The organism is Paradesulfitobacterium ferrireducens, assembly GCF_017310645.1.
Lineage (GTDB): Bacteria > Bacillota > Desulfitobacteriia > Desulfitobacteriales > Desulfitobacteriaceae > Paradesulfitobacterium > Paradesulfitobacterium ferrireducens.
This window is the reverse complement of sequence record NZ_JAFLRH010000040.1, coordinates 178,895-204,868: the sequence shown is the minus strand read 5'-3', so window position 1 is coordinate 204,868 and position 25,974 is coordinate 178,895. Positions and strand designations below refer to the sequence as shown.

Annotated in this window: 31 protein-coding genes; 1 reads left to right on the top strand and 30 read right to left on the bottom strand. The window is 49.2% G+C overall.

The genetic code is table 11. The annotated features are described in order from the left end of the window. Positions 1-155: 155 nt before the first annotated feature. From J0X21_RS13710 to J0X21_RS13640, 15 genes are all read right to left on the bottom strand, one after another. Positions 156-743: a SpoIIIAH-like family protein gene (locus tag J0X21_RS13710; protein ID WP_206812753.1), complete on the bottom strand. Its 588-nt coding sequence runs from the start codon at positions 741-743 to the stop codon at positions 156-158. Continuing rightward, positions 744-1,391 (bottom strand): stage III sporulation protein AH, encoded by a 648-nt coding sequence (locus J0X21_RS13705; protein WP_236006259.1) that lies wholly within the window; start codon positions 1,389-1,391, stop codon positions 744-746. 45 nt (positions 1,392-1,436) lie between these two features. Continuing rightward, positions 1,437-1,991 (bottom strand): stage III sporulation protein AF, encoded by a 555-nt coding sequence (locus tag J0X21_RS13700; RefSeq protein WP_206812752.1) that lies wholly within the window; start codon positions 1,989-1,991, stop codon positions 1,437-1,439. 40 nt (positions 1,992-2,031) lie between these two features. Next, positions 2,032-3,201, bottom strand: coding sequence for a stage III sporulation protein AE (gene spoIIIAE, locus J0X21_RS13695; protein WP_206812751.1), 1,170 nt, complete (start codon positions 3,199-3,201; stop codon positions 2,032-2,034). A 9-nt stretch (positions 3,202-3,210) separates the two neighbouring features. Then, positions 3,211-3,597 (bottom strand): stage III sporulation protein AD, encoded by a 387-nt coding sequence (spoIIIAD, locus tag J0X21_RS13690; RefSeq protein WP_206812750.1) that lies wholly within the window; start codon positions 3,595-3,597, stop codon positions 3,211-3,213. A gap of 11 nt (positions 3,598-3,608) precedes the next feature. Further along, a complete protein-coding gene (gene spoIIIAC / locus J0X21_RS13685) occupies positions 3,609-3,806 on the bottom strand; it encodes a stage III sporulation protein AC (protein WP_206812749.1) in 198 nt (65 codons plus the stop codon). Between the two features lie 27 nt (positions 3,807-3,833). Continuing rightward, entirely contained in the window at positions 3,834-4,343 is a 510-nt protein-coding gene (locus J0X21_RS13680) for a stage III sporulation protein AB (protein WP_206812748.1), read from the bottom strand. A 32-nt stretch (positions 4,344-4,375) separates the two neighbouring features. Further along, complete coding sequence (gene spoIIIAA / locus J0X21_RS13675) at positions 4,376-5,371, bottom strand: stage III sporulation protein AA (protein ID WP_236006258.1); 996 nt, start codon at positions 5,369-5,371, stop codon at positions 4,376-4,378. A 123-nt stretch (positions 5,372-5,494) separates the two neighbouring features. Continuing rightward, positions 5,495-7,150 (bottom strand): ribonuclease J, encoded by a 1,656-nt coding sequence (locus J0X21_RS13670; protein ID WP_206812747.1) that lies wholly within the window; start codon positions 7,148-7,150, stop codon positions 5,495-5,497. Between the two features lie 84 nt (positions 7,151-7,234). Further along, entirely contained in the window at positions 7,235-7,792 is a 558-nt protein-coding gene (gene efp / locus J0X21_RS13665; RefSeq protein ID WP_206812746.1) for an elongation factor P, read from the bottom strand. A gap of 184 nt (positions 7,793-7,976) precedes the next feature. Then, positions 7,977-9,038: an aminopeptidase P family protein gene (locus J0X21_RS13660; RefSeq protein ID WP_206812745.1), complete on the bottom strand. Its 1,062-nt coding sequence runs from the start codon at positions 9,036-9,038 to the stop codon at positions 7,977-7,979. Then, a complete protein-coding gene (gene aroQ / locus J0X21_RS13655) occupies positions 9,035-9,484 on the bottom strand; it encodes a type II 3-dehydroquinate dehydratase (protein ID WP_206812744.1) in 450 nt (149 codons plus the stop codon). The genes J0X21_RS13660 and aroQ overlap by 4 nt, the downstream gene beginning before the upstream one ends. Positions 9,485-9,586: 102 nt before the next feature. After that, the gene (locus J0X21_RS13650) at positions 9,587-10,180 is read right to left on the bottom strand and encodes a LysM peptidoglycan-binding domain-containing protein (RefSeq protein WP_206812743.1); all 594 of its coding nucleotides are present in this window, start codon (positions 10,178-10,180) and stop codon (positions 9,587-9,589) included. A 109-nt stretch (positions 10,181-10,289) separates the two neighbouring features. Further along, on the bottom strand, positions 10,290-10,667 hold the full coding sequence (locus tag J0X21_RS13645; RefSeq protein WP_206812742.1) for a hypothetical protein: 378 nt from the start codon (positions 10,665-10,667) through the stop codon (positions 10,290-10,292). Then, entirely contained in the window at positions 10,646-11,206 is a 561-nt protein-coding gene (locus J0X21_RS13640; RefSeq protein WP_206812741.1) for a DUF6036 family nucleotidyltransferase, read from the bottom strand. The genes J0X21_RS13645 and J0X21_RS13640 overlap by 22 nt, the downstream gene beginning before the upstream one ends. Positions 11,207-11,819: 613 nt before the next feature. Between J0X21_RS13640 and J0X21_RS13630 the strand changes: the two genes are divergently transcribed. After that, positions 11,820-12,965, top strand: coding sequence for a hypothetical protein (locus J0X21_RS13630; RefSeq protein ID WP_206812740.1), 1,146 nt, complete (start codon positions 11,820-11,822; stop codon positions 12,963-12,965). Between the two features lie 31 nt (positions 12,966-12,996). Here J0X21_RS13630 and J0X21_RS13625 read toward each other — a convergent pair whose 3' ends face one another. The 15 genes from J0X21_RS13625 to aroC all read right to left on the bottom strand — a co-directional run bounded on the left by J0X21_RS13625 (position 12,997) and on the right by aroC (position 25,884). Further along, positions 12,997-13,596, bottom strand: coding sequence for a hypothetical protein (locus tag J0X21_RS13625; protein ID WP_206812739.1), 600 nt, complete (start codon positions 13,594-13,596; stop codon positions 12,997-12,999). Beyond that, positions 13,556-14,929: a type IV pilus biogenesis protein PilM gene (locus J0X21_RS13620; RefSeq protein ID WP_206812738.1), complete on the bottom strand. Its 1,374-nt coding sequence runs from the start codon at positions 14,927-14,929 to the stop codon at positions 13,556-13,558. The genes J0X21_RS13625 and J0X21_RS13620 overlap by 41 nt, the downstream gene beginning before the upstream one ends. Before the next feature lie 15 nt (positions 14,930-14,944). Then, positions 14,945-15,715, bottom strand: a complete 771-nt coding sequence (locus J0X21_RS13615) for a prepilin peptidase (RefSeq protein WP_206812737.1) — start codon at positions 15,713-15,715, stop codon at positions 14,945-14,947. A gap of 71 nt (positions 15,716-15,786) precedes the next feature. Then, positions 15,787-16,293, bottom strand: coding sequence for a type II secretion system protein (locus J0X21_RS13610; RefSeq protein WP_206812736.1), 507 nt, complete (start codon positions 16,291-16,293; stop codon positions 15,787-15,789). A gap of 28 nt (positions 16,294-16,321) precedes the next feature. Then, positions 16,322-17,524 (bottom strand): type II secretion system F family protein, encoded by a 1,203-nt coding sequence (locus J0X21_RS13605; RefSeq protein ID WP_206812735.1) that lies wholly within the window; start codon positions 17,522-17,524, stop codon positions 16,322-16,324. Further along, positions 17,521-18,567, bottom strand: coding sequence for a type IV pilus twitching motility protein PilT (locus J0X21_RS13600; RefSeq protein WP_206812734.1), 1,047 nt, complete (start codon positions 18,565-18,567; stop codon positions 17,521-17,523). The genes J0X21_RS13605 and J0X21_RS13600 overlap by 4 nt, the downstream gene beginning before the upstream one ends. Positions 18,568-18,584: 17 nt before the next feature. Beyond that, positions 18,585-20,309 (bottom strand): GspE/PulE family protein, encoded by a 1,725-nt coding sequence (locus tag J0X21_RS13595; protein WP_209011423.1) that lies wholly within the window; start codon positions 20,307-20,309, stop codon positions 18,585-18,587. A 36-nt stretch (positions 20,310-20,345) separates the two neighbouring features. Beyond that, positions 20,346-20,768 (bottom strand): hypothetical protein, encoded by a 423-nt coding sequence (locus J0X21_RS13590; protein ID WP_206812733.1) that lies wholly within the window; start codon positions 20,766-20,768, stop codon positions 20,346-20,348. Then, a complete protein-coding gene (locus J0X21_RS13585) occupies positions 20,720-21,244 on the bottom strand; it encodes a PilW family protein (RefSeq protein ID WP_236006257.1) in 525 nt (174 codons plus the stop codon). The genes J0X21_RS13590 and J0X21_RS13585 overlap by 49 nt, the downstream gene beginning before the upstream one ends. Positions 21,245-21,282: 38 nt before the next feature. Then, entirely contained in the window at positions 21,283-21,669 is a 387-nt protein-coding gene (locus J0X21_RS13580; RefSeq protein ID WP_206812732.1) for a type IV pilus modification PilV family protein, read from the bottom strand. A gap of 110 nt (positions 21,670-21,779) precedes the next feature. Continuing rightward, entirely contained in the window at positions 21,780-22,151 is a 372-nt protein-coding gene (locus tag J0X21_RS13575; RefSeq protein WP_206812731.1) for a type II secretion system protein GspG, read from the bottom strand. A gap of 149 nt (positions 22,152-22,300) precedes the next feature. Continuing rightward, positions 22,301-23,020, bottom strand: coding sequence for an LA_3659 family protein (locus J0X21_RS13570; protein ID WP_206812730.1), 720 nt, complete (start codon positions 23,018-23,020; stop codon positions 22,301-22,303). Positions 23,021-23,099: 79 nt separating this feature from the next. Next, entirely contained in the window at positions 23,100-24,185 is a 1,086-nt protein-coding gene (gene aroB / locus J0X21_RS13565) for a 3-dehydroquinate synthase (RefSeq protein WP_206812729.1), read from the bottom strand. Then, the gene (locus tag J0X21_RS13560) at positions 24,163-24,699 is read right to left on the bottom strand and encodes a shikimate kinase (protein ID WP_206812728.1); all 537 of its coding nucleotides are present in this window, start codon (positions 24,697-24,699) and stop codon (positions 24,163-24,165) included. The genes aroB and J0X21_RS13560 overlap by 23 nt, the downstream gene beginning before the upstream one ends. Before the next feature lie 39 nt (positions 24,700-24,738). Then, positions 24,739-25,884: a chorismate synthase gene (gene aroC / locus J0X21_RS13555; protein WP_206812727.1), complete on the bottom strand. Its 1,146-nt coding sequence runs from the start codon at positions 25,882-25,884 to the stop codon at positions 24,739-24,741. Positions 25,885-25,974: the final 90 nt, after the last annotated feature.

Genomic DNA, 25,974 nt, shown 5'->3' with positions numbered 1-25,974 from the left:
AAATGCGGGTGCCAAGGGCGGTTAGGTCCAGTATGGACTCGACTAACATTCAGCGGGGGTTTAATCCATCCTTCAGCGCAATAGCGTAAGGTAATGGCTAAGCGCTTTCGGCAAAAGTGTCCACAGGACACTTTCGTCTCTGAATGAAGTCTCGTTCAATAGCGTAAAGAAATCCAAATCTGATCCCCCTTGATTTTGGTTACCTGCTCAGCTGCATCGCGAATAATCTTTACCTCCTCTTGCCTAAGAGCCGGTGCATAAATCACAATACTCACACTATCTGGGCTTACATTGGCGATCACGTCCTGGAATCCCTTGATTTTAAGAAGGTTTTCCAGCTCCCCTTCTTTTTCAATTTTATTGCTGAGTTCAAGCCATTTTTCCTGAGCCTGCCGCCTTGTTCCTTCCTGAGGGGAATTCAAAAGCGCTGCCAGCATCGTTTTATTTTCCTGACGGACATTTTCCCTTTGCAAACGATAGTTGACAAAATAGCTCTGCCCCTTGCCTTCCGGCTGGATAATCTCACTTTCAAACACTATATCAGGAGAAGGTTTAATACTTTCATTATTAAAAAGTCTGGCATTGACGGGCAGGCTGTTCTTCTCGGGAGAACCGGGAACCTCTTCTTTTTGGGCTGCCAAGGCAAACAGCCCTGCCACAACCAGAATTGCTGCTACTGCAATAACCAAGAGGATGCTGCGCCGCCCGATAAACATGATCAGCGGCCGTTCGATCTTGGCCATTTAGACTCCTCCCATCGGCTGCACCGAGATTTTAGATGCCGGAATGTTAAGCAGAATGCGGGCAGAAGAGTGAATGGCCTCTCTGATCTGGGCATTGCGCGCTCCTTCCGCCACGATTAAAACCCCGGCGATCTCCGGTCGCGCTTCCATCACAATCGCCGGCTGCGAAGCCCCGTTGGGAATGACTACCTGGTTATTTTCATTGACCTCAGTCGTTTTCCGGGTACCGCTCTCTTTATCGGTTTCTTCACTGGTCCGTTTGGTTACATTTTCATTGCGCACATACTCGCTTTTGAGGCTGGTTTCCAAAGTTACGGTCACTTGCACTTGACCGACGCCCTCGATACGGGCAATGGTCGCTTGAATTTTATTTTCCAACTCTTTTTCCAAGGCATTCAGTTTGGAGCTCTGGGCGGTCTCCGGAGCCGTTTTAAGCGGAGCGGCAGTGGGTACGGCACTGTCCTTGCTAAAGAAAACCAGCCCGCCCGAGGCCGCCACGACCACAGCGGCGAGAACCAGCATCATGAGCTCGCGCGGAACCGGTTGAGTTTTTTTATCACTTTTCCCTTGATCCTTTTTCAGCTCTTCTTTCTTTGGGTCTTGTTTGTCTTTCCCCCAAAAATTAAATTGATTCATAATCTTGCTCATAGCTCTTCCTCCTTTTAATGGTTTTCAATTGTCTATACTCGATGCCTATTCGTCCACAATCACCTTGTCTTCCGGCAGCCCCATAAATAACGCGACCTGCCGCCGCACTTCCCCTGCCCGCGCGGAAAGCTCCGGTGAAGCCTCTCCGATCTTCACCGGCTCAATCGGCCTCACTCCGTCCAGCTTAACTCGGATCCAGGCAATCCGTGGCTGTTCGGTCAGTCCCTTCGCGCCCTCTTCAAATTCCACCTCTACCTGGGCGTCACTTACACCCTTTACCGTCACCACCAAAGCTTGAACCTGGTTCACAATGATTCTCCGGAACTGCTCCTGCACCGCATTCTGACCTGCTTTCACTTCCTGTCCGTTGGCCATGACCGGCAAATCCTGGGAGGCAGTCATGTTCCAAGCCGGCACCCCCATGGCCAGCGGAGCCCGCAAAAAATCAGTAACCGGTCCGAGTACGGCAGATATGACGAATAAACCCATCACCAGTTTCACAAAACCGCGCATTGAGCTATTGGGCAAGAGCATTTCCAGAAAGCCTGCCAACAGGAGCACCACTGCCAGGTTGCGTACTAAGTTCTGTAATGTTTCCATGATCTCTCCAACACCTGCCTAATTAACGCAGCATCAGGATCTAACGCAGCATCACGCTTAAATTTCCGGCCCCGACAACCACGGCCACCATGACGAAAAACATAATCCCTACTGTGGCCACCGAACCGGATATATAGATCAGGCTTTTAGCCATAGTCTGGAGACTGTCTGCCAAATACTTCTCTCCTAGCGGCTCGATCAGGGCCGCCGATATGCGGAAGGCAAACATCATGGCCAAAATCTTGACGATCGGGCTTAAGGTGATGAACGCAATCGCAATAATCGCTACAATCCCCAGGGCATTTCTGATTAAGAGCCCGGAAGTCACCACCAGCTCCACCGCATCTTTGAAAAATTTGCCCACGACCGGAATCAAATCGGCTGAATATTTGGCTGTGCGTAAGGCCACTCCGTCTGCTACCCCGCCGGTCGCCCCCTCTATAGCCATAAACCCGATAAACAGCGTCAAAGTCAAGCCCAGACTGATTTTCCCGATAAATTCCATAAACCCGGCCAATTTACTGACTTTGAACTGTTCCGAGATATTATTGAATAAATGCAGCACCGCACTGAGGAAAAAGAGAGGGAGGACCACGGTTTTAACCAAGGTAGCCAAAAAAGTGAGACTGCCCATGACCAGCGGCTTAAACAAGGCGGCTGTCGTTATATTCCCCATGGTTAAAAGCAGGGTCAGCATCACCGGGAAAGAGGCCTGCATCAAACCAACCATTTGATCGATCGCACCCCGGCTCATCTCCATCGTCACTTGAAAGGAAGCGAGAGCGATTCCGAGCAGCACCAGATAGGCCATCATCTCGGACATTTTCCCGATACTGCCACCGAAAGCGGACTGCAGTTGAGTCAGGACAGCACATAAAACAGCGAGAATAAGCAATTTCCCGATTAAAGGCCCGGTATTCAGAATTTCACGGGTTAAAAAAGTAAGCAAAGCTTTGCCTAATTGATCCGGCTGCCAGTTTAACTTTCCCGCCTTTACGTCCTCGAACATTTGGCTTAGAGAAAACCCGGGCAAAGACTGCTCGACATCCGCGTCAATTTTCTCCAGGAAAGCCCGGATTTGAGTCAGATCGAGTTCCTGGGCAATATCCACACTTTCGGATTGAGTTTGTTCTCCAGCATAAACCGGTGGCGGGGCAGTTGTCCCACTGAAAATCAAAAAAAAGAAAAACATTACGAGCACACGAGCCATTTTTTCACCTCACCCCAAAAGCCGGATCAAGGATTCCAGAATCGCTGTAATGATAGGAATAGCTAAGATCAGCACCGTCACCTTGGCTGCAATCTCCACTTTACTGGCCAGGGCCCCTTCCCCGGCATCCCGGCAGATCTGGGCCCCGAATTCTGACACATAAGCTATTCCCACAATCTTAAGCACAATCAGTAAATAATAGGAGCTAATGCTGGCTTGGTCAGCTAAGTTTTGCAGAAGCTCGATGATGATCTTGATCTTCCCCAGGATAAGCAGAAAGATAGTGACTCCGGCAAGAATCGTTAATTGGAGGGCGATTTCCGGCCGGAACTGGCGCAAGACAACGCCAATTACTGTAACAATCAATGCTAGGCCTACGATTTGCCAGATATCCACCTTGCGTCCTCCTAATATAACTGGAATACGCTCTTAACCAAGCTAAACAAGTCAGAAATCGACTGCACAACAATGTAAAGCGCGACCACTACACCTAAAATGGTCACAGCCTGTGCCATTTCCTTACGTCCTGATTCATTGAGAAGCATGACTAAAATTCCAACTAAAATCCCGATTCCGGCTACCGTCAGTACAATGTTAAAACTCATACCCTTCTCCTCCTTGATGTTCCGTATTTAGACAAGAATAATTACGACTGCGAGCCCACAGAGAAACCCGAGATAGCTCCACATTTTCCCCTGTTTTTCCGCCCAAGCCCCTGCTTGTTCCTGAAGCAAGGTAAGTTGTCTCTGCACCAGCTCCAATTGTTTATGCTGCTGTTGGCGGTCAGATTGCCCCAATCCTTTACCGACGTCTTGAACCACCAGCCAATCTTCTTTATTCAAGGCAAACTGCCCCTTTTGGGAGCGGATGGCACCTTTCCAGGCCACGGCAGCACTTTCTCCATTTAACAGCCGCTCCTTTAGCTCAGCAAAAAATCCCTGCCAAGGTTTTTCCAGGCGTTCTTCCAAGGTCGCAAAAGCCTCCGGCAGCGGAGTCGCCCCCCAGACAATCTCGGTATCCAAAAGGGCAAGAGCGGTCAGGAATTCCCGCAGTTCCTGGGGCCTGCGTTTAATGCGGGCTGCTATAATGAGGCCGATTCCGCCGCAGCCGGCGATTAGCCCTACATATCCTAGAACAAGCATAGATTCCTCCTCTTAATCGAGCTATTAACCGTTCACTCTGTTCTCGTGTAAAGGTTTCTTCCGTTCAAGGTATCATAGACCCCGGCGATTGTTCCCGGCCCTTGCTCACGGTTTAAGAGCACTATCCGGGAAAACACCTGTTCTTTAAACAAGCCTGCCAAAGTCGGCCTCTCAAGGGCTTCCTCACGGGAAGAGGCGTGAGCGGTCGCTAATATTTTTACTCCGGTTCGAATCGCGTCAGTGAGCGCCTGGACATCATCCACATGCCCCAGTTCATCCACTGCAATAATTTGGGGAGCCATTGAACGCACCAGCATACTCATGCCTATCGCCTTAGGGCATCCATCCAAAATATCGGTACGCGGTCCAAGATCATACGTCGGAATTCCCTGGTGCATCCCCGCTAATTCTCCGCGCTCATCCACAACTCCTAAGGTCTGCCCGCGCAAACCCAACTCCGGGACACCTGAACTTAAAAAGCAGATCAGGTCTCTCAGCAAGGTGGTCTTGCCGGCCCTTGGCGCCGAGAGGATAAGGGTATGACACAACTCCCCGTCCGGTTTAAGAAGATAAGGGATTAACTCTCTGGCCCTGCCCCTGATTTCCCGCGCCAAACGGAAGTTAAGGGCCGAGATGTGCTTCAAGGTCTGAATTTCTCGCCCCCGCAGCACCGCCTCTCCCACAACTCCGACTCTATGCCCTCCCGGGAGAGTCAAAAAACCTTGTTTCAGTTTTTCCTCAGCCGCATACAATGAGCTTTGGGTCAGGCGTTCAAGAGTCAAGGCCAAGTCTTCATGGGTGATATAATAAGCCTCTTTCTGGCGGCAAGGATTTCCGGAAGCATTGAGGAAAATATCACCCTTACACCCTTGAAGCAACAGAGGTTGTCCGATCCGCAGCCGGATTTCCTCGATATCAGCTGCAGAAATCCTAGAGGTATGGGCGAAGATTCTGCTTAAATTCCCTCCAAACCAGTGAGCTATCTTTATCCATTCAAAAGGTAAGGATGAATTAACATGCAGCAACAACCTTTGTCCCTCCTTGATAGAAAGGTATGTTCCTAAAGTCAGTTTTAGACATGCTTTACTCCCAGAATCTCCATATTTAAAATAGAAAGGGCCTGGTTCTTAATACCAGGCTCGGGGGCGTTGCTATAGCTCGAGCAAAATCGGCAGTATCATCGGCCGGCGCCGCGTCTTCAGCCACAGATAACCGCTGAGGGATTCGTAGACTGCGCTTTTCAAGGTGCCCCATTCCCAGTTATCCCGACTGAGCTGGGCTTCCAGAGCGGAAGCGACCACCTTTTTCCCGCCTTCTACAAGCTCCCCGGCACCTTTCATAAAGGTAAATCCCCGCGAAATAATATCCGGTCCGGAGGAAATCTTGTAGGGGTTGCTTTTGCTGAGCACCGCGACTACGACCACGACTCCGTCCTGGGATAGCTGCTGCCGGTCGCGCAAAACAATTTGTCCCACGTCTCCGATGCCCAACCCGTCAACATACACGCTTCCTGCCTCCACGCTTTCCCCAAGATACAGCTCATCCGGAGAAAGCTCGACCCTTGAACCCAGCTCGGTAATGGCAATCTCCTTGTCACTATAGCCCAAAGAATGGCCCAGCCGCCGGAAAGCCGCCTGGTGGCGCACCTCCCCGTGATGCGGAATCAAAAACCTGGGTTTTGTCAGCCGGACAACCAGTTTGATCTCATCCTGGCTGGCATGCCCGGAGACATGGACCTGCGCCAGGTCTTTGCTTACCACTTCTGCTCCAATCTGGTACAGGCGGTTGATCGTACGCCCTATCAGTTTCTCATTTCCCGGTACAGGAGTCGCAGCAATAATCACCATATCCTGCGGCATCACATTCACTTGCCGGTGATTTCCGGTAGCCATCCGGGTTAAAGCGGCCATGGGCTCACCCTGGCTGCCCGTACTTAGAACAAGCAAGCGCGAAGAGGCGATTTTAGCGGCATCGGCACTATCGATCAGGATGTCATCCGGCACCTGAAGATACCCTAATTCCCGGGCTACATTAACCACTTGCTCCATACTGCGCCCGACAACGCTAACCTTGCGCTTGTAGTGCTCGGCGGCGTCAATCGCTTGCTGAATACGGTGAACATTGGATGCGAACGTGGCCATAATTATTTTCCCTTGGGCCTTGCCAAACCAGTCGTGCAGGGTACCTCCCACCACTTTCTCGGACATAGTCACGCCCGGCCGTTCAGCGTTGGTGGAATCACAGATCAAGGCCAAAACCCCTTCCTGACCCCAAGCCGCAAGCCTGCCCAAGTCCATCTCTACCCCATCAATTGGAGTATAATCGACTTTGAAATCCCCCGTATAAATCACCCGTCCAACCGGAGTGAGCAGGGAATAGCCCAGAGCATCCGGCACGGAGTGAGTCACCCTAAACCCTTCGACCTCAAAATCCCCGGTGCGCACAGGCACCCCGGGTTCTATGATATGTAAATAAGATTCGGGATAGCCGCTGTTTTCTCTAAGTTTCTCCCGGGCCAAACCAATCGTTAATTTCGTTCCGTAAACAGGGATATTCAGCTTCGGCAGAATAAAGGGCAAGCCCCCGATATGATCCTCGTGCCCGTGCGTAAGGAACAATCCTTTAATTTTATCCTTGCGTTTCTCTAAATACGAAATGTCCGGGATCACTAAGTCGATTCCCAAAAGTTCGTCATCCGGGAACTTCACCCCGCCGTCGATGACTACAATCGACTCCCCGTATTCAAAGACAATCAGGTTTTTTCCGATTTCTCCCGTTCCACCCAGGGGAATTACGCTCAGTTTCATAGCAATGAAAAACCTCCTGCACTGGCAAATACATTCAAATCTTGCCCCGCAGAAGGTCATTTAATGCTTCGTAAATTGTACTACTTAAGCGCGCTGTACGTAGCTGCCTGTACGCGTGTCAATAATAAGGTCGTCTCCTTCATTGACAAAGAACGGGACCTGCACCACTGCGCCGGTTTCCAAAGTAGCAGGCTTGGAACCGCCGGAAGCAGTGTCTCCTTTAATTCCAGGCTCTGTAGCCACGACTTTCAGGACTACCGCATTCGGTAAATCAACTCCAATTACATTGGTGCCAAAGAACAAGGTTCCTAAGTTCATGTTTTCTTTCAAATATTTAATCCCGTCCCCGATTTGCTCGGCGGTCAGAGACATTTGCTCATAGCTTTCTGTATCCATCACCACATAATGATCCCCGTCTTTATAGAGGTACTGCATTTCCCTCCGCTCCACATGGGCTTTCGGAACTTTCTCGCCCGCATTGAATTTGCGCTCGATCACGGCTCCGGTTTTGACATTTTTAAGCTTGGTGCGTACGAAAGCCGCCCCTTTGCCAGGTTTTACGTGCTGGAATTCGATAATTGTGAACACATCTCCGTCAAGCTCAATGGTCAGACCGGTTTTGAAATCATTTGAAGAAATCATAATTCCCTTTCCCCCTAAAAAATAGTATTGCAATAAACCTGTTTATCATCTGTAAGTATTTCTCGAGATTCTGAATTCTGAATTCCGACTACTGAATTCTGACTACTAAATTCTACTTATAACTTAGTTTATCCATGTTCAAGCCGGAAATATCCGTGAACGGTTTTTCCTGATTTGTTTGATCCTAATTAATGATTATCAAGTCTTTAGGCGCTTTCGTCAAGACTTCACAACCCTGTTCGGTTACCAGCACCATATCCTCGATGCGAACGCCGCCATAATCCGGCAGATAGATTCCGGGCTCAACGGTCACCACCATTCCCGGTTCAAGTACTCTTTCTTCCCGCGGGCTTAAGTTCGGGCCTTCGTGAATCGCGAGCCCTACGGAATGGCCAAGGCCGTGGCCGAAATACTCCCCATACCCGGCATCCTCAATCAACTTGCGGGCGGCCGCGTCAACTTCCTTCCCGGTGAGCCCCGGCCTTACTGCAGCGATACCTGCCCGGTTGGCGGCAAGCACGGTGTCATAAAGAGCACGCTGTTTCTCATCCGGTTCTCCCAGGCACACAGTACGGGTTATGTCTGAACAATACCCTTGATAAATCGCACCATAATCCAGGGTCAGAAATTCGCCCTGCTGCACCTTTTTTGAGCTTGCAACCCCGTGCGGCATGGCGGAACGCCAGCCGGAGGCAGCAATGAAATCAAAGGACGGACCGCTGGCACCGGCCTGGCGCATCGAAAATTCCAGGTGCAGTGCGATCTCTGCTTCCGTTTGGCCGACTGAGATAAACTGCAGAATCTCAGAGAAGGCATCATCGGCAATGCGTACAGCCTCCCTGATTAGCTCGATTTCAGAGGGTTCCTTGACGGAGCGCAAATGGTTCACAAGCTCCGGACGCGAAACAAGACGGGTCCGGGCAAAGTTTTGCTCCAGCTTGCCGTATTCTTCAAAGGTAACAAAATCCCCTTCAAACCCCAGCACTTCAATGCCCTGATCCAACTCAGCCAACGTCTTAAAGGGCTCATTTCCGATTTTAACGACTTGGAATTCCGGAGCTTGAGCCGCAGCTTGCTCCAGATAGCGGAAATCGGTCAAGAGAAACGCTTGATCCTGGGTAATTAAGAGCATCCCCGCGCTGCCGGTAAACCCGCTAAGGTAGCGCCTATTTTCAGGGCGCATACACAAAAAAGCGTCAAACTTTTCCGAAGTCATTTTTGTGCGAAGTTTGGTTAGACGGCTCATTTTTTCACCCCCTGACCTTGAAGCCAGCGAATGGCATAATCCATCGCCAGGACATAGCTTTCCGCTCCTAAGCCGGAGATCTGCCCGCGGCAGACCGGGGCAATCAGGGAGCGCGATCTAAACTCTTCCCGGGCATGTATATTTGATAAATGCACCTCAAGTGCGGGGACATTCACTCCGGCAATCGCATCGCGCAAAGCATAACTAGTGTGGGTAAAAGCCCCGGGGTTAAGAATAAGAAAATCCTCTGGGGTAAGGGTATGAATCCAATCCAAGAGAATTCCCTCGTGGTTGGTCTGACGGCAATCTGCTTCAAATCCGGCCGCCTGTGCCATCTCTTTCAAGCGGGCGTTAATTTCTTCTAAAGTTAAGCGCCCGTAATGTTCCGGCTCCCGGCGACCCAGCAGATTGAGATTCGGACCATGGAACACGCTTATTTTTTGCACGCAAACCACTTCCTTGCCACTCACCCCAAAATTTTAACACAATTCCCCGCCTTAGCATAGTCTTTTCCGCGATTAACGGAATTTAGTCACTAAATTTGTATTCTAGCGGAACTGCTGCCCTGGCGGAATGATCATGGTATAGCCTCTATCCGCACTTTCCGTTTGCGCACTGAATCCCTCAGCCGCGCCGGCTTTTGTTGCTCCCTCAGCTCTCTCTGCCCGCCCGGCCCGTTGAGCCGTCTCTGCCCGCTCGGCTTTATCAACGCCTTCGCTCATTAGGCGCGGAGAATGGACAATATTGACATTGCTTAGCATAATCTGCACCTCGGTCGGCCCGTTCGGCCCTGAAGGCTGTATCTGCCGGATTTCAGCCCGGGGCATAATTAAATGGATTTCATGCGGAATTTTGCTCTCCCCGATGCGCTTGACTTTAAACTGGACTCCCGCAATCTCCATGGCGATTTCATCAAAGTGCTCCCCGGCGAATTCCTCTCCGGCGGCTGTGCTCATTTGGGCATACTGCTCTTTATTTTTTAGCTCGGCTTTAATCTCAGGCATCACTACTTTCTGCCCCACTTGCAGCATCACCGGGTCCAGGTGGGCATTGGCGCGCACCCAGTCCTCACACGTACCCCCTAAACGCCGGGCTAAGAGAAAGAAGTTGTCCCCAGGCTGAATGATATATTCCCTGCGCATACGCATCCCTCCTTATCCAGATTATGGAATAAGGAGAATGTCCTGTGACAGGTTGAAAATTTGGCGCACCAAAAAAATACACCTCCGTTTGGGGTGTATTAATATAACGTCAAACTGGCCTTAATGTTTTCTCATCATAGAATACATTTCTTAAACAAAACTCCCTCGGCGCAGAAAAGATCCTTCTGATCCTCTGTAGACTCTCGTTCTCCACTCCGGGTGTATAAGGATCTTGTAGCTTTAATTGATCTGAATAAATCCATTCATACAACTTTGCCTTAGGTTGCCTGTTCCCAACATATTCGATAATTGCCGCTAACTTCGTTAGTTTATCCACTTCTTCTAGTGTCAATTGACCGATCTGGGCGGGGTCAAACCAAAGCATTTCAAAGTATTTCTCATAATCAGGAGAATAAAGATCAATAAGTAAATTCGTCACGGCTAAGTTAAAATCTTCTGCTTTAATTATACCGAGAATTCTTTCCATGACATTCTTAAATCCTTTCCAACATAATTCAAAAACATCTTTTGCCGGTCTCCTAAATTTTTTCTTCCGATATATTTGTCAAAGATACTTAAGACTTGCTCGAGAGTCTCTAATTTCAGATATTTTATCAAATACTCTGCATCACTAAAATCTCGATAGGGTTCAGTCCTGGCTGATAATATTTTCATGGCAAGCATTTGTTCAGCACTTGGTGCCAGAACCCTAAGATTTTTAAAAGCGTAAATTTCGTTTAAGTTCTCTTGTTTAAGGTATTTTAAAGGTTCCTTAATATCCTGATTGATCCAATCTTTATGTAAATCGTAGGTTTCAGCTATATCGGCTAATATGTTGTCAATAAGCGGTGAAGTTTCGAATAAAGCATCAATATCTCTTGTGGCGGGTCGGGCATCAAAACAGGCCATCATAACGGTTCCCCCATACAGGTTTAACGTTAGCTCTAATCGATTCTCTTCAAGTTTTTGATCCAATACCTCTAAAATCTCCAAAAAGAGCTCCTTGGACACTTTTTCTATGCTCATCATTTCACATCCTTTGTACCATAAAACGGATACCAAATATATCCTCCAAATACTATTATATCAAATCTTAGTCCAATTGCATACCTACAAGGGCTCATTCCCAGTCGAGTCGAATCAGTTGTTTTGCAGTCAATGAAGTAATTTCTTTCTCGAAATTTAGCGACATTCGGTAGAATGTCAAGGATTTTGTATTGTGACTATCTTTATTTTAAAAGGTATACTTAAAGAAAAGGGAAACCGATAGTAACGGCAGACAGGTTAAGAACGTAATAGGAAACTCTTTATTTAAGGGAGAGGTAATTGCTACGGGGACGTCGCTTTACGGCTATGTTCAGGTTTATGACTCCTATTTGGATGCGACAGTTACCTATATGCACATTGGTGAGCCAAAAGTAAGTAAAGGACAGTATATAATGGCCGGCGATCCAATTGGTTATCAAAGTTCTTCGACGGGGCATACGCGCTTTCAAGCTGTAGACGGAAAAACGACTTCTATCCCTGCAGCAAGCTATAATACGCTGTCAACCCGTAGCCCCTATAGTATTATGACTTGGTATATTTATTAAAGAAGGGGGCACGCCCCCTTCTTTTAAGTAAAAGGGCGGGAGAGTATATGAAAATCTGGCGATACGCTTTACTTATTTTAATAGTATTTACTTCGGTGTCATGCTCAGCCAATACTCCATCACCTTCAAATAACCAAGAAGCCAATGTGAATCATGCTAATTCAAATCAAAACCGTCCAATGGAAACAGAGAAATATACGGTTGAAAAAATTGAATTCAGTATTACTGATTTTCGTCCGCTTTTTGTTAAATTACTTGATGATCAAAATATGGCAGTCATCCTAAACAATAAATTTCCTGGTAAACCACACTCAGAGTTAATCGATAGAGTTTATATCTATAATTTAGAGACGAAAAATAAATCTCTGGTATTCGAAGGAAAATTTCTCGGAAATAATTGGATAGCTAATTTCAAACAAACAAACCTAGGCAATTTTCTCATAGAAGGAAGTATTTCGGCATTAGAAATTGAGAAAGATACGTTCAAATTAAAGGGATTAATACCTTTTCCCCAAGGCACTTATGAGGAGGACTCCTCACACGATCAATCCCAAGTCTTATATAACAATGAAGGCGGCCTCTACTTACATACTCTGAATTCTCCCTCATCCCAAGATACCTTAATTTATAAAAGAGATACCAGGGAAAATCAACCGGTACCTACAAAGCCACTTTGGTCTTTCGATGATAAGAAAATCAGTTATTTTCTTTACAATCACGCAAATCAAGCTCTCAATCAAGTGCTGATCTTAGACCCTATTAGCGGAAAACAAAAATCGTTTACTGTGAGCAACTTAGAATCTGGCTGGTGGTTTGATGATAGTAAACGGTTTGTGACCTTTAGTACCGGGGCAGTTATTGGTTTAATTCCAAAGATCACGGTAATTGATACCGGCAATGACGAAGTCCATGAATATCAAACCACCGGCGATGTCGAAATGGATTCATCTCCTTTCGGAGATCAAGTACTCTATCTTCACAAAGATCAGGGCGAACTTGAAAAGGGTAAGTATCCCCCGGAAAGACTTGTGGTGTTGAATGTGGCCACAAACACTAGTGAAATAGTGACCCCGGATTTCTTAAATATTAGATCATACGCTTTTTCTCCTTCCGGTAATGAAATTATGTTTATTGGCAATTTGACTCCGGGAGAAGATCAAAGTATTTATATGGCTCGTAAGAAGAAATCGTGAAGCAGATACGCTAGATTAAATCCTCCGAAGATCATTTTTCGGGGGTATAATATATTTGCAGGAGCAAATTCCCGCCGGCTTCATCCAAGATAATCTCTTGAACATGAATAGCATAGGTCTCGCTGTTCTCTAACGCACTCACCGCGGCCAGAATCTGCGGCCACTGACCCTTTACCCGAAAACGAAACAAGCCTGCCTCCAACAGGTCCGATTTCTGGGTGCCGCTTTGTCTTTGAGCACTATATTGCTTTTGCCCTTGGGTTAAGTTTTTACTCCCGATATTTTCCATGTTCACACTGGTAACATGGACTCCCTGGGACCGAAAAGCTTCTTCACATCGACCTACAATTTCCGGCAGATCTACAATCCCCGGCGGCAGCTGTGCAGCCTTCGAAAAGTGTGAGGATTTGTCTGAGATAAATTCGGTCAAAGCTATTCTTTCTTGGGTCAGGGAATTAATATCATTCAAAGTCGGCTTTAGCTTGAACCATGCCAATGACAAGAGGGCTAATCCGACGAGAGCAGTCCCTGCCAGCATAAGCTGCCAGGTTAAATCCATTGTTAATTGAATTTTCGGCTGAGCGCGGGATTCATTTCTTTGAAGAAATCGAGGTACTAATGTCAAATTCAATGATTTCTCCCTCCTGCCGGTATGAGGTGAGAATGGGCTGGCCCCAGCCTATCTCTTTCAGTCCTTTCATCACAGCTTCCACTTCTCCCGGAGCGGAAGCTTTTCCTTTTAAATTGAGCCCGCCTTGCTTGTATTCAAGGTCTGTTAAAGCAACCCGGGGGGAAATACTTGTTTGAACTTTTTTTAGACTCTCTCCGACTGGCACGGGATGAAACAGAACATTCTGCCAAGCTTGGGTCAAAGAAGCCTGCTTTTCCTGCTCCTGGCGCATGCGCTCTCCTTGCACTCGCAAGACTTGCACCTCTGCAGCCAAACCGGATTTTTCCCTGATTAAAGGAATAAGGGCTGCGCTCATTAATACCAGAGATATCATTCCAAGGGCCAGAACGGCACGCCCTCGTTTAAGCTTTCTGCGCGCTTGCTCATGCTCGCGCCAAAGATTGAGCCTTTTGCCTTTGGCGCTCAAAGCCTCCGCATAGCTGAAAAGCGTTAGATATGGCTTTTCAGCCCCTTCCCACAGGGGTGCGACCTCTTGCTCCACTAGACGGGCTGCCAGCATCCGGGCCTCTTCCCCGTCCGCAATAATCTTGCGTATTCTGCCCGGGGTTTGTTGAAGCGCATAGTATAATAGAACTCTTCTCACGAACGCGACCTGATCAGAAAGATCGGTATCCACAGCCAGTGTCCGGACAATTTCCGGTATCTTCCCGTGATACATCACAAATTGAATGTGCCCCTGCTCGACGTTCAAATAGACAAGATGTTCATCCGGTTCAAGCTCCAAGGTGTGTCCGAGGTGCGCAATGGGCAGACCAACTCCCTGTACCCGCAAACCGGCTTGAACAAGCGGGCTGACGTACGCTTGGGCCAGGGAATCCCGGGCTGCAAGGATAAGAACGTGCCATCTGTTCTCCTGCACGCTCTCATCCAAGGTCAGATAATCATACAGCTTATCTCCCTCCGGGAAAGGAACTTCTTCCTCTACCAGATGCCACAGGGTTTTCGCCCTCAAATGCGGAGCAATCCAGGGCAGGGAGAAATGCCGGATAAAGCCATGCTGAGCGGGAAGGGCAAGAAACACCGGAAGTTTGCTCAATTTGCGGCTCTGTTTCGTCAAGAATGCTCTCAGTGCCGAACTCAACACTTGCGGCTGTTGAATAAGACCTTGGGCAACAACTCCCTCATCTAATTGAACTCGTTCATAAATGACCCAATTCTTATTTAGGGCAATGTCAGATAAACCTTGACCATTGCCAGGTTTTCGTTTGAAAGAAAAAAGGAGCAACCGGACTTCTTGATCCGTAATTTCAACGATCAAACCTTCTTTGTTCAATCTCATTCTCCTTTCTCAGGAGGGAAAAATAACAGACCAATACAAGGCAATGATCCTTTCACCCCAGAGAAGGCTGATCACTGCTCCCCCGGCCAGGAACGGTCCGAACGGGATATGCTGCCTAAATTTCAATTTGCGCAGCAGCAAGAGACTGCCGCCGATCAGTGAACCGAAAAAGCTGGCCAAAAAGACTGCTAAGATAATGAGCGGAAACCCCAGCATTGCGCCTAATGCGGCCACCAGTTTTACATCCCCTAAACCCATTCCCTGGGGATAAATCAGGGCGATCAGCCAAAACAATGCCCCTGCTCCGACAGCGCTGACCAGGCTTACCCACCCGGATGGCCCTCCGGGAACAAAAAAAGCTGCCGCCAAAGCAATCCCCAGCAGCGGCCAAACTAGGACATCCGGCAAGGTTAAGGTATCAATATCAATGAAAGTTAAAGCAATGAGAATAGAAATAAAGATTAAGTTCAGACCTAACCGCAAGTTTAAGACCCCCTGATTCTGCCAAGCGGCGGCCAAGAATAAGGCGGCTGTTAATAATTCCACTCCCGGATAACGCCAGGAAATCCGGGCATGGCATTGGCGGCAGCGCCCTTTTAAGAAAAGATAACTAAATACCGGCACTAACTCCCAAGGTTTAAGGAAATGCCCGCAACTCGGACAATGGGAGGGAGGAACAGCGATCGATTCCCCGCGCGGAACCCTGTAGATCACGACATTCAGAAAGCTTCCTATGAGAAGTCCGAAGAGAGCACAAACGCTAGTATAGTAGTAAAGCAATCTTAGGGCACCTCCTAGTCATAACGGGTACTGAACCAATTTGCTTTGGACAAAAGCCATTGGATAGATGGCTAGTTCGCGGATGTCCATAACACTTGACTGAGGTCAGAATTATAGGTGCAGACCTCAGCCGCCGAGCCATCCGTGGTCAGGTAAACCATAATCAGGTGAGTGGGCGTCGTATCCGGCCAGCCGGCAGGAATGGCTTTCACTCCAAATCCTTTGACATCATCGGCCGCCCGCTGCTGGGTCGTTGACTTGTCCAGTTTGCTAATGTATAGCGGAATGAAATTAGGATTAACAATCTCCCCGTTGCTAACCGAGTCATCCATCTCATCGATGGTGGGGTACACCCCGTTTTCTACCTGGTAGCGGTCCAAGGCCAATTTCACCTGGTGCCCGGTGGCAATATCCGCATTGACGCGCGCGGTTTCCCCGGCAGACGTGAGTTTGGGTATTGCGACCGCTGCCAGAACCGCTAAGATTACGACTACAGCCATCACTTCAACCAGGGTAAATCCCTGGTTGTGCTGCTTCTTAACCTCTGATACATTTTTTCCTTCCGGTAAAATAAGCATCCGCCTGTTCTCCTCGCACTCAATCGATTTATCCCAAATGCACACTCGCTTCAAACACCGGGAGCAGTACTCCGACAGCGGTAAGCCCAATTACAAAAGCGAGAACACTAATAAAGGCAGGCTCCAGCATGCGCACCAGCCGTTCCAGCTTTATTTCCAGTTCGCCGCGCTGGATTTTCGCCAAATGCTTAAACATCTCGTCAAGGCGCCCTGTTTCTTCCCCGATCACAATCATTTCAACTGCAACAACCGGGAAAAGACGGCTGGCTCTAATGACCGGTGCCAATGGTTTGCCCTCGTTTACCCCCTGACCGAGGTCATGAATTAACCGTCTCATTTCCAGACTGCGCACACTCTCGGCCGCCAGCCGGAGGGATTCGAGCAAGGGAATTCCTGCGTTTAGAAGCCCGCCGAGAATACGGCTAAATTGCACTAAATCAGCTTCACGGTAGAGGGAACCAAAAAACGGGATCAGTGCTAATGTTTTTTCCATCCGGAGTTTCCAACCGGCTCGGTAATCAAACTGCCCTGCCACTAAGAAAAGGCCGAGGATAGCGGTAAGAATCCATAAAAGGACAGGAATCCGTTTACCCAATCCAAATATGACCCTGGTCAAAAGAGGCAGTTCGGCATCCAGTCCGGAAAACAGTTGTTCATACATCGGAAGCACCCACCAGCTTAAGAGATGGATGATGGCGATGCTTCCCGCCAGTAAAAACAGGGGATAAGCCAAAGCCCCCCGGACTTTGCGCCGGAACCGGTACTCCTGCTCCAATTCCGCAGCTGCTTCCGTCAAGAATTCAGCCAGGCGTCCGGTGCGTTCCCCCGCCTGGATCATGGCCGTAAGGTAAACCGTAGGCGCAGGTGTCAGAAGCTTAAATGCCTCCGATAAATCACTCCCTGATTCAATTTTAGCAGCAATCATTTGCCACTGCTCCCGCTTAGGCTTGTCTTTTTCTTCAAGGGCCAGAATCTGCAGAGATTTTAACAAGGGGATGCCGGCTTCTAAAAGCAAGCCCAACCGGCGGATGACGCTGACCCATACATCCTGTGATTGACTAAAGCTCCCAAGCACTGCCAGCGCCTGGCGCCGGGGAGTAATGCTTACAGGAAAGTAACCCTGTTCCCTTAACCAGGCACGGATTTCCTCCACTCCGCCCAAATGCGAAACTCCTTCTTGCAAGCGCCCGCTTTCATCCACAGCCTTCCAAGCATAGCCTAAGAGCTTCATCGCCTCATTCCTTCAGGGTTTAACATTTTTTCCTGAGCCACCTCCGGGTTGACAAGCCCTTGACGCACCAAGTCCTGAAGTGCTTTATCCATGGTTTGCATGCCTAACTTGCCCCCGGTTTGCAATACGGTCGGAATCTGATGGGTTTTTCCTTCTCTGATCAGATTGCGCACTGCGGCTGTCGCCAGCAGAACCTCAATTGCTGCCACCCGGCCCTTGCCGGAAGCTTTCGGCAAAAGCTGCTGGGACATAACCCCCTGGAGGACTGCCGCCAACTGAACTCGGATTTGCTGTTGTTGATGCGGAGGAAAGACGTCGATAATCCGGTCGACGGACTGTGTGGCATCATTCGTATGTAAGGTACTGAAGACCAAGTGTCCGGTTTCCGCGGCACTGATGGCTGTGCTGATCGTCTCCAAATCCCGCATCTCTCCCACCAAAATCACATCCGGGTCTTGGCGCAAAACCGCCCGCAAAGCGTTGGCAAAGGAATGGGTGTCACTGCCCAACTCCCTTTGGTTCACCAGGCTTTTCTGGTGGGTATGTAAATATTCAATCGGGTCTTCAATCGTCATAATATGACAAGCGCGGTTGGTATTGATGTAATTAATGAGGGAAGCAAGCGTGGTCGATTTGCCGCTTCCGGTCGGTCCGGTCACCAGCACCAACCCTTTATGCATCCGCGCAAACTCCAGACTGACCGGCGGCAGCCCCAGGGTCTCGGGCGCCGGAATCGTAAAGGGGATAAGCCGGATAACCATGCCAAACGATCCGCGTTGGCGGAAGGCATTCATACGATAGCGCCCAACGCCGGGCACACTGTAGGAAAAATCCAGCTCTCCCATGTCTTCAAAACGTTTGAGCTGCTCCGCGTTCATCACTGAGCTCACAATTTCAGACATGACGGCTTGAGTCAGTTTTTCATAATGAAGGGGCACCAGTGAACCATCAATGCGAAAAACCGGCGGGCTATCCACCGTAAGGTGAATATCTGAGCACTTTTTCTCAAACGCTTCCTGGAGAAGACTTTGCAGGAACATCATTCTGTTTTGCCTCCTAATTACTCATTTATCCCTAACGCCAATACCTCATCCAAAGAAGTTAAACCGGCGGCTGCTTTTAACAGTCCATCCTTAAGCAAGGTAACCATTCCTGTTTTTATGGCCGCGCGTTCGAGCGCTTGCGAGCTGTGTTTGGCTAAGACCAATTCCTTGACTTCTTGATTATATAATAAAAGCTCATGAACCCCAATCCTTCCTTGAAAGCCGGTGCCCCTGCATGCCGGACAGCCCTGAGGACGAAAGAGCGTCCCGGCCTCGAGCGCTAAGGCTTTTTGTTCAGCCTCATCTAACATATATTCTGTTTTACATTGCTCACACAATTTCCGGACCAGGCGCTGAGCAAGCACAGCGCTGACGGCGCTGGCCAAAAAATAAGGTTCTATGCCCATATCAAGCAGGCGGGTAATGGCTTCAGCCGCCGTATTGGTGTGAAGGGTAGACAAGACCAAATGCCCGGTTAAAGCCGCTCCAATCGCCATCCTTGCCGTCTCTTCATCTCGGATTTCGCCGACCATAATCACATCCGGGTCCTGGCGCAGGATAGCCCTTAAACCCGCAGCAAAGGTCAAACCAATGCGCGTATGCACTTGAACCTGGCTTACTCCGGCAAGCCTGTATTCGACCGGATCTTCTACCGACACAATATTCAAGCGTTCTGCATTCAATTCCCTGAGCAACGCATAAAGGGTTGTGGTTTTTCCGCTCCCCGTAGGCCCGGTTACGAGAATCAACCCATGATGACGGGTAAGCAGGGATCTCAATTCCTTTTCAACCGGCGAACGCATTCCTAACGCATTCAAAGAGCGGTGTGCTGTTTCGGAGTCAAGAATCCTTACGACCAGTTTTTCCCCATACACTGTGGGCAGGGAGGATACCCGCAAGTCGATATGACGGGCTTTGACGGGCAGCACAATCCGACCGTCTTGAGGGAGCCTTCGTTCAGCCACATCCATCCCTGCCATCACTTTTAGGCGGGCAGTTACGGTTCGGGCTGCGGAAAGAGGGAGACGCCGCTCGAGGTGAAGCTGGCCGTCGAGCCGGAAACGGACGGAGAATTCTTTTTCTCCCGGTTCCCAATGCACATCACTTGCTCCCAGCTCAATCGCTTGCTCTAAAAGGGAATCAACGATCCGGACTGTGGGACCGTCCTGACTTACATGCTCCCCAATATCTGACACCAAGGTGCCGGGTGTCCCCCAAGCGCCGGGGTCTTCTCCTAAACGACCTGGCAAAGAAGACAGCTGGGCCAGTGATGTTTCCACGGTAAGATGCTGACGGATTGCAGCCAAAATGTCCTGCTCCATGGCCAGCATCAGCTTCAGTCTATATCCTGTTTTCAGTTGAACATCTTCGAGGGCACGGACATTGGTGGGGTCGGCGATAGCCAGCTCTAACTCGCCATTTGATACGCGCAAGGGCAACAAAAGATGCCGGCGGGCCAACTCTTCCGGTATCAACCGAACCGCCGTTGGGTCAATTTTGACTTGGGTCAGAAATACTCTGGGTATGTTTAAATATGTGCTTAGGGCATCGGTCAGTTGTTCCGCCGTTAGAAAGTGCAAGCGGACCAGGGTCTCTCCTATTCTCCCTCCCGATCCTATTTGCTCCCGCAGCCCCTTGATCAATGCCTGTTCGTCAATATAGCCATTCCTCACCAGGAATTGTCCAAATTCTTCAACAACTGGTTTTGGGTTAGGCTTAAGTATCGGGTTCTGACCGTTCAATCCTATCACCTGGCTTCATTGCTTGAACAATAGTTCCTAATAATGTAGTTCCTGATATTTGCTCGTAACCCAAACCCCTTCATCTAACTTAAGGTCGGCTTGGATCTTTCTTCTGGCTAAAGAAGCTTGGGCACTTGCCGTGACCTGGTAAGTCCCGTTGACCGCTGCAACCGTGACCACTGTTTGGCCACCCTCCCAGGTGAACGTTCCTCCGCGCCAGGACAGATTTTGCCCCAGTTGATACTTCGCCCACTCAATCCCGGCCTCTGCTGCATAGACAGCCTGCCTTCCCTGGACTTCCCGCTCGGCTACCCGGTTTTCTCCATTGGCTTTGAGATAGATCCCCATCCCCAAGGACACAGCCGTCGTCAGGATAATTAGGACGATTAAACTTGCGAACCCGCTCTGACTCAAGTTGCGGGCACAACGTAAGCGCGCTGCCGGATCAACCCTTCCCACTCCACTCGCTGGCTTCCTTGAGAAGCTTGAAGCCTGATTTTCCATAACCCTGGCTCCACCTCCCTGCATTCCCAGGCACTAATCCTGCTTGCTACCGGATTAGGAACATTTAGATGATCCCAGTACAAGTCAATGATGCCATCAAAGTCCTTATCGTCAAGATAATACTGATCAGGAGTCACCACTGACTCCGGGGGTTGTACCCTTAAAACCCCAGGTTCAACCCAGCGCAAGGCTCGAGCCGTCCGAATTGCGTCAGAGACTGTTTTCCCTGCCGAGACCACCGCATACTGAAGTTCGAGCCGTTCTCGGAGTTCCTTGGCCGTCCGCCACTGGCCCACCAGGAAATAAAGCGCAGTAGACAGAAAAATCCCGGAAATAAGGAGCGCAACCATTACCTCAAGCAACGTCATTCCAGCAGACGTTTTCTTTAACTTATACTGCATGAACTTATAATGCATGAACTTATAATGCATATTTCATCCCCAGCATATCTTCCTATGCATGCAAAACATTAGTCATCTACATAAAACACACTTCTTAAATTATAAGTACGAGCCTTCCCCTGTTCCGGCCAGCTCACCAGTACGTTTATGTAAATAAGGCTGGAAGGAACCTCCCACTCAGAGTTAAGCGACCACTGGAACTTTCCTTCCTGGCCCCCGACACTTTCACCGGGGACTACTAGACCCTGGGCCAAATTCTGGCTCCAGGGCTTGGCTGCCAATTCTTCAATTTTCTTTTGTGCCAGGTTTGCCGCTTGGGTCAAATCCTGCGCATGCTCCGTTTCCCGTACGGCCGATTCTGTTAAACCGAAAAGGACAGCAAAACTCAAGCTGAAGAAAAGAATCGCCATCAGAGCATCAAGCAATACATATCCTTTTGACTTAGCTGTCCGCATATAACTTAATTTCCATCCACAAACCCTGATTTCCTACTTATTCTGCTGGTTTTCTGAATTCTTAATTCCGACTACTGACTACTGTGTACTGTATCTTAATTCTGTCCTCGTTAATGTAATTCCCTAACCTGCCCGATAGAGTTTAACTCATAGGACTGAGTCGGCTCAAACGGATTGACAGGCAACTTTTCGAGATACGGGCCGTTCCAAGCGCTCACTCCCGCAGGGGGCTCCATCAGATCAGCAACTGAACCGGGAAACGCACCCACATCCAGGCGGTAGAGCTGGGCGGCCCCTTCAATTTTCTTGATGTTCGCTTCATCCACATTCCGCTTTATTCCGTCATGTGAGGTAGCAAAGTTGGGCACCGCTAAACGAAGCACCAGACCCATTAGCAAGAGTACGAGCAATACTTCGTACAGGGTAAAGCCCTCTTCTTTATGTACAAATCTTTCGCAAAGCCTTTGCTTCAGTCTTTGCATAGGCTTCCCTCATTTACTTCTATTTTGCTCGGGAAAATCCTGTTTGCACGACAGAGGTTGTCTAATATCGACATAAATCAGGCAAAAGTTGTGCAGTTTTGCATGTTTATATACTTTTTTATTAATTCAGACAATTTTAGGTATCCCAATTACAATACTGCTTTTTCAAGAATACTTAATCTCTCATTCTGAAGCCTATCCGACTCCACCAAAACTTTTAGAGAATAAGCCATTTCACTTTGGACATTAGCCATCTGGGCCAGCTGTTTCGTAATTTGCAGCTGTCCTACCTCCAACTGATTTACCTTTCTGGCTACTGTTTCCAACAAAGTCTCCTGAGTATCAAAGCGCTGATCCATCCCGTCAAAGCGCTGATCCATCCCGTCAAAGCGCTGATCCATCCCGTCAAGGCGCTGTTCCATGGCGTCAAAGCGCTGATCCATCCCGTCAAGGCGCTGTTCCATGGCGTCAAAGCGCTGATCCATCCCGTCAAGGCGTTGTTCCATGGCGTCAAAGCGCTGATCCATTCCGTCCAGACGCGTTTCCACCTTATCGAGGCGCATTTCGACTTTGTCAAGGCCTGTTTCGACTTTATCGAGGCGCATTTCAACCTGATCGAGACGCTGGTCTATCCCATCGAGACGCTCATCTATCCCATCGAGACGCTCATCTATCCCATCGAGACGCTCGTCTATCCCATCAAGACGCTCGTCTATCCCATCAAGACGCTCGTCTATCCCATCAAGACGCTCGTCTATCCCATCAAGACGCGTCTCGATCTTGTCCAGCCGGGCATCTACCGAATCAAACCTCTTGGACATATCCGTTAATTGTTCAAGCACGAGTTCCTGAAACTTATCGTTATCCAAAAGATCACCCCATATCCCTCACATATTATACCAAATATTTTATAGAAACGGGACAAGATATTGCCCCTTTTACCCCGTTTTACCGTATCACTTTCTCCCAAGCACTGAGAATTTCCTCATCATTGCAATCTTTTACAACCACCGCTTGCCCTATTCCTTTGGGCAGGATTAACACTTTGCGGCCGCCCTGGTTTTTTTTGTCCGCTTCCATGAGGTGCAAAAGATTCGCGGCGGATTTATCGTAAACTTCTGTCTTCAGCCCAAAACTTTTCAGCAATTGCACAATTCGTTCAACTTCCGCTTCCGTAATAAAGCCTCGTGCCTGTGCCAGTCCTGCGGCCGCAACGATTCCCAGAGCAACCCCTTGTCCATGAGAAATCCCTTGAAACTCCATCTCGGTTTCCAGGGCATGTCCGAAACTATGACCCAAGTTGAGCAAGGCCCTGATCCCCGCTTCCCGTTCATCTTGAGATACAATTTTTACTTTCACGGCCACGGACCGGGTAACCATCTCGCGCCAAATTCCCTGCTCCCGCTCTTTGATTTGCTCCTGGTGCTGCTCTAAGAAAGCAAACAAGTCGGCATCTGCAATCAGAGCATGCTTTACTGTTTCTGCCAGGCCGTTTTGCACTTCATTCCAAGGCAAACTTGCAAGCACAGAGAAATCAGTCCACACTGCCAGCGGCGGATAAAAAGCTCCCAATAAATTTTTACCGGCCGGATGATTCACAGCTACCTTCCCGCCTATACTGCTGTCCACCTGAGCGAGCAAAGTCGTTGGAACTTGAACAAAGCGAATCCCCCGCATGAAGACGCTGGCAAAAAAACCGGCTAAATCTCCGATCACTCCACCTCCCAGTGCCACAACCAAGGTAGAGCGGTCCACCCCCAGGCGTACGGCCTCTGACGTCAGGCTGCTTAAGCGATCAAGCGACTTTTCCCCTTCTCCCTCCGGAACGTTGATGATATCCACCTTAAAATCTTTAAGACCTTCGGCTAGACGCTCCCCATGGAGCTCAGCAATGACCGGCTGGGTTATGACTAATATCTGGCTGCCTAAAGTCTGGCGGGTTTGAAGGTATTCTCCCAAATCTTCAAGTCTAACACCCAAAAACACCGGATACGGGCGGCTTGCTGCCACCTCAATCTTTTGCAGATTTGCCAAGTTTGTCCTCCTCCTCAAGATAAACTAGAATTTCCTTCTCTACTTCCTCAATATTTTTCTCTGTAGTATCTACAATGTAATCCGCGCGGGCATACGCCGCTTGCCGGGCTTCCCACAGAGCTTCTATCTCTTCCCTGCCAGTTTTGAGCAAAGGCCTGTCCGTACGGTGCCCTACCCTTTCAAGAATTGTTTCTACGGGAGCATAGAGAGATATAACCACACCCATCTGTGCCAAAAGGGTCTGGTTCTCCGGATTAAGTACGGTACCGCCTCCGGTCGCAATCACACAGTTTTCCCGGTCCATCAGCCTTTTAACCATCAGGCTTTCTTCAGAACGAAAACGGGTTTCCCCGTGACGCTTAAAAATTTCGGCTACCGTCATGTCCGTAATTCTTTCGATTTCAAGATCCGTGTCGATAAATTCCCAACCCAGCGTGCGGGCTAAACGTTTTCCGACCGTGCTTTTTCCGGAACCCATAAAACCGGTTAAAATGATATTTCGGACTTTCTTCATAGTGCACCTGTCCTATCATGAAAAGTCAATAACCCTTTGTCAATTTCTCAAGTAATCAGCGTACTCGCGCCAAGCACTCTCCAATTCCACAAAACTATCCGCGCTGAATTTCTCTAACACAGCATCCGCTAAAACCCAGCTCACCACGTGCTCCAAGACTACTTTAGCCGCCGGAACGGCACAGATATCGGAACGTTCAATGCTGGCCAGAACTGGTTCCTTCGTTTCCAAGTCGACGGTTCCCAATGGCTTATATAATGTCGGAATAGGCTTCATTACAGCTTTAAGTATTAATGGCTGCCCGTTGGTCATCCCACCTTCAATACCACCTGCGTTATTAGAAAGCCGGCTATAACCCGACCCCGCTGTATAGACAATCGGGTCGTGCGCCTGGGAACCCGGCAAATCTCCCAACTCAAAGCCGCGCCCGAACGAAACTCCCTTGATCGCCTGAACGGATAAGACTGCCTGGGCCAAGCGTCCATCAAGCTTGCGGTCCCACTGGACATGAGACCCCAGTCCGGCGGGCAAGTTAAGTGCCTGGATTTCAATGATTCCTCCCAGAGATTCCCCCTCAGCCCGCGCCTGGTCCAAACGCTCCCATATCTTTTTTTCCGCTTCCGGGTCACCCACCGACCATTCCGAAGATTCAACCTTCTGCCAATACTCCGGAGTCTCTTCAATTGAAGCGTGGACACCTCCTACAGCCACAACCCGGCCCCGGATTATCACCCCAAGCGCACTTAAAAGCTGGCGAGCCACACTTCCCACCGCGACCCGCATCGCCGTTTCACGCGCACTCGCCCGTTCCAGGATATTGCGCACCTCCGTCCGGTACTTCAAAGCTCCGCTTAAATCGGCGTGCCCCGGCCGGGGAGCGGTTACCTTGCGGCTCTCAAGGTCAGCATCCTCGCGGTAAGTCATGATCTGCTCCCAGTTAACCCAGTCCCGGTTTTCCAATTCCAAGGCCACAGGAGCCCCGGTCGTTTGGCCCCCGCGCACACCGGAGACAATATTCACTTCATCCTGTTCGATTTTCATTCTCCCGCCGCGGCCAGGGCCGCCTTGGCGCTGATGCAATGCCCGGTCAATCTCCGCTTTATTCAGCTTAACCCCGGCAGGAAGACCCTCAATGATGCCGATCAGCTTGGGGCCGTGTGACTCTCCGGCTGTCAGAAAACGCATGTTGTTCGCTCCTTCATCCTGCTTTATTTCTGCATTATTCTTTCTTAACCTATCTCATTCTGTAAATCCTGTTTCATCTATTTCCCATGT

What these genes read in the sequence shown, in the direction of transcription:
- J0X21_RS13580 (WP_206812732.1), bottom strand. Translation starts at nt 21,669, where the DNA reads ATGCGGACAGCTAAGTCAAAAGGATATGTATTGCTTGATGCTCTGATG.
- spoIIIAE (WP_206812751.1), bottom strand. Translation starts at nt 3,201, where the DNA reads ATGGCTCGTGTGCTCGTAATGTTTTTCTTTTTTTTGATTTTCAGTGGG.
- J0X21_RS13670 (WP_206812747.1), bottom strand. Translation starts at nt 7,150, where the DNA reads ATGAAACTGAGCGTAATTCCCCTGGGTGGAACGGGAGAAATCGGAAAA.
- J0X21_RS13630 (WP_206812740.1), top strand. Translation starts at nt 11,820, where the DNA reads ATGAAAATCTGGCGATACGCTTTACTTATTTTAATAGTATTTACTTCG.
- J0X21_RS13710 (WP_206812753.1), bottom strand. Translation starts at nt 743, where the DNA reads ATGGCCAAGATCGAACGGCCGCTGATCATGTTTATCGGGCGGCGCAGC.
- J0X21_RS13640 (WP_206812741.1), bottom strand. Translation starts at nt 11,206, where the DNA reads ATGAGCATAGAAAAAGTGTCCAAGGAGCTCTTTTTGGAGATTTTAGAG.
- J0X21_RS13575 (WP_206812731.1), bottom strand. Translation starts at nt 22,151, where the DNA reads ATGCAAAGACTGAAGCAAAGGCTTTGCGAAAGATTTGTACATAAAGAA.
- J0X21_RS13610 (WP_206812736.1), bottom strand. Translation starts at nt 16,293, where the DNA reads ATGCTTATTTTACCGGAAGGAAAAAATGTATCAGAGGTTAAGAAGCAG.
- aroC (WP_206812727.1), bottom strand. Translation starts at nt 25,884, where the DNA reads ATGCGTTTTCTGACAGCCGGAGAGTCACACGGCCCCAAGCTGATCGGC.
- J0X21_RS13605 (WP_206812735.1), bottom strand. Translation starts at nt 17,524, where the DNA reads ATGAAGCTCTTAGGCTATGCTTGGAAGGCTGTGGATGAAAGCGGGCGC.
- spoIIIAC (WP_206812749.1), bottom strand. Translation starts at nt 3,806, where the DNA reads ATGAGTTTTAACATTGTACTGACGGTAGCCGGAATCGGGATTTTAGTT.
- J0X21_RS13660 (WP_206812745.1), bottom strand. Translation starts at nt 9,038, where the DNA reads ATGAGCCGTCTAACCAAACTTCGCACAAAAATGACTTCGGAAAAGTTT.
- J0X21_RS13705 (WP_236006259.1), bottom strand. Translation starts at nt 1,391, where the DNA reads ATGAGCAAGATTATGAATCAATTTAATTTTTGGGGGAAAGACAAACAA.
- J0X21_RS13700 (WP_206812752.1), bottom strand. Translation starts at nt 1,991, where the DNA reads ATGGAAACATTACAGAACTTAGTACGCAACCTGGCAGTGGTGCTCCTG.
- J0X21_RS13585 (WP_236006257.1), bottom strand. Translation starts at nt 21,244, where the DNA reads ATGCATTATAAGTTCATGCATTATAAGTTCATGCAGTATAAGTTAAAG.
- J0X21_RS13560 (WP_206812728.1), bottom strand. Translation starts at nt 24,699, where the DNA reads ATGAAGAAAGTCCGAAATATCATTTTAACCGGTTTTATGGGTTCCGGA.
- J0X21_RS13680 (WP_206812748.1), bottom strand. Translation starts at nt 4,343, where the DNA reads ATGCTTGTTCTAGGATATGTAGGGCTAATCGCCGGCTGCGGCGGAATC.
- J0X21_RS13600 (WP_206812734.1), bottom strand. Translation starts at nt 18,567, where the DNA reads ATGATGTTCCTGCAAAGTCTTCTCCAGGAAGCGTTTGAGAAAAAGTGC.
- efp (WP_206812746.1), bottom strand. Translation starts at nt 7,792, where the DNA reads ATGATTTCTTCAAATGATTTCAAAACCGGTCTGACCATTGAGCTTGAC.
- J0X21_RS13650 (WP_206812743.1), bottom strand. Translation starts at nt 10,180, where the DNA reads ATGCGCAGGGAATATATCATTCAGCCTGGGGACAACTTCTTTCTCTTA.
- J0X21_RS13645 (WP_206812742.1), bottom strand. Translation starts at nt 10,667, where the DNA reads ATGGAAAGAATTCTCGGTATAATTAAAGCAGAAGATTTTAACTTAGCC.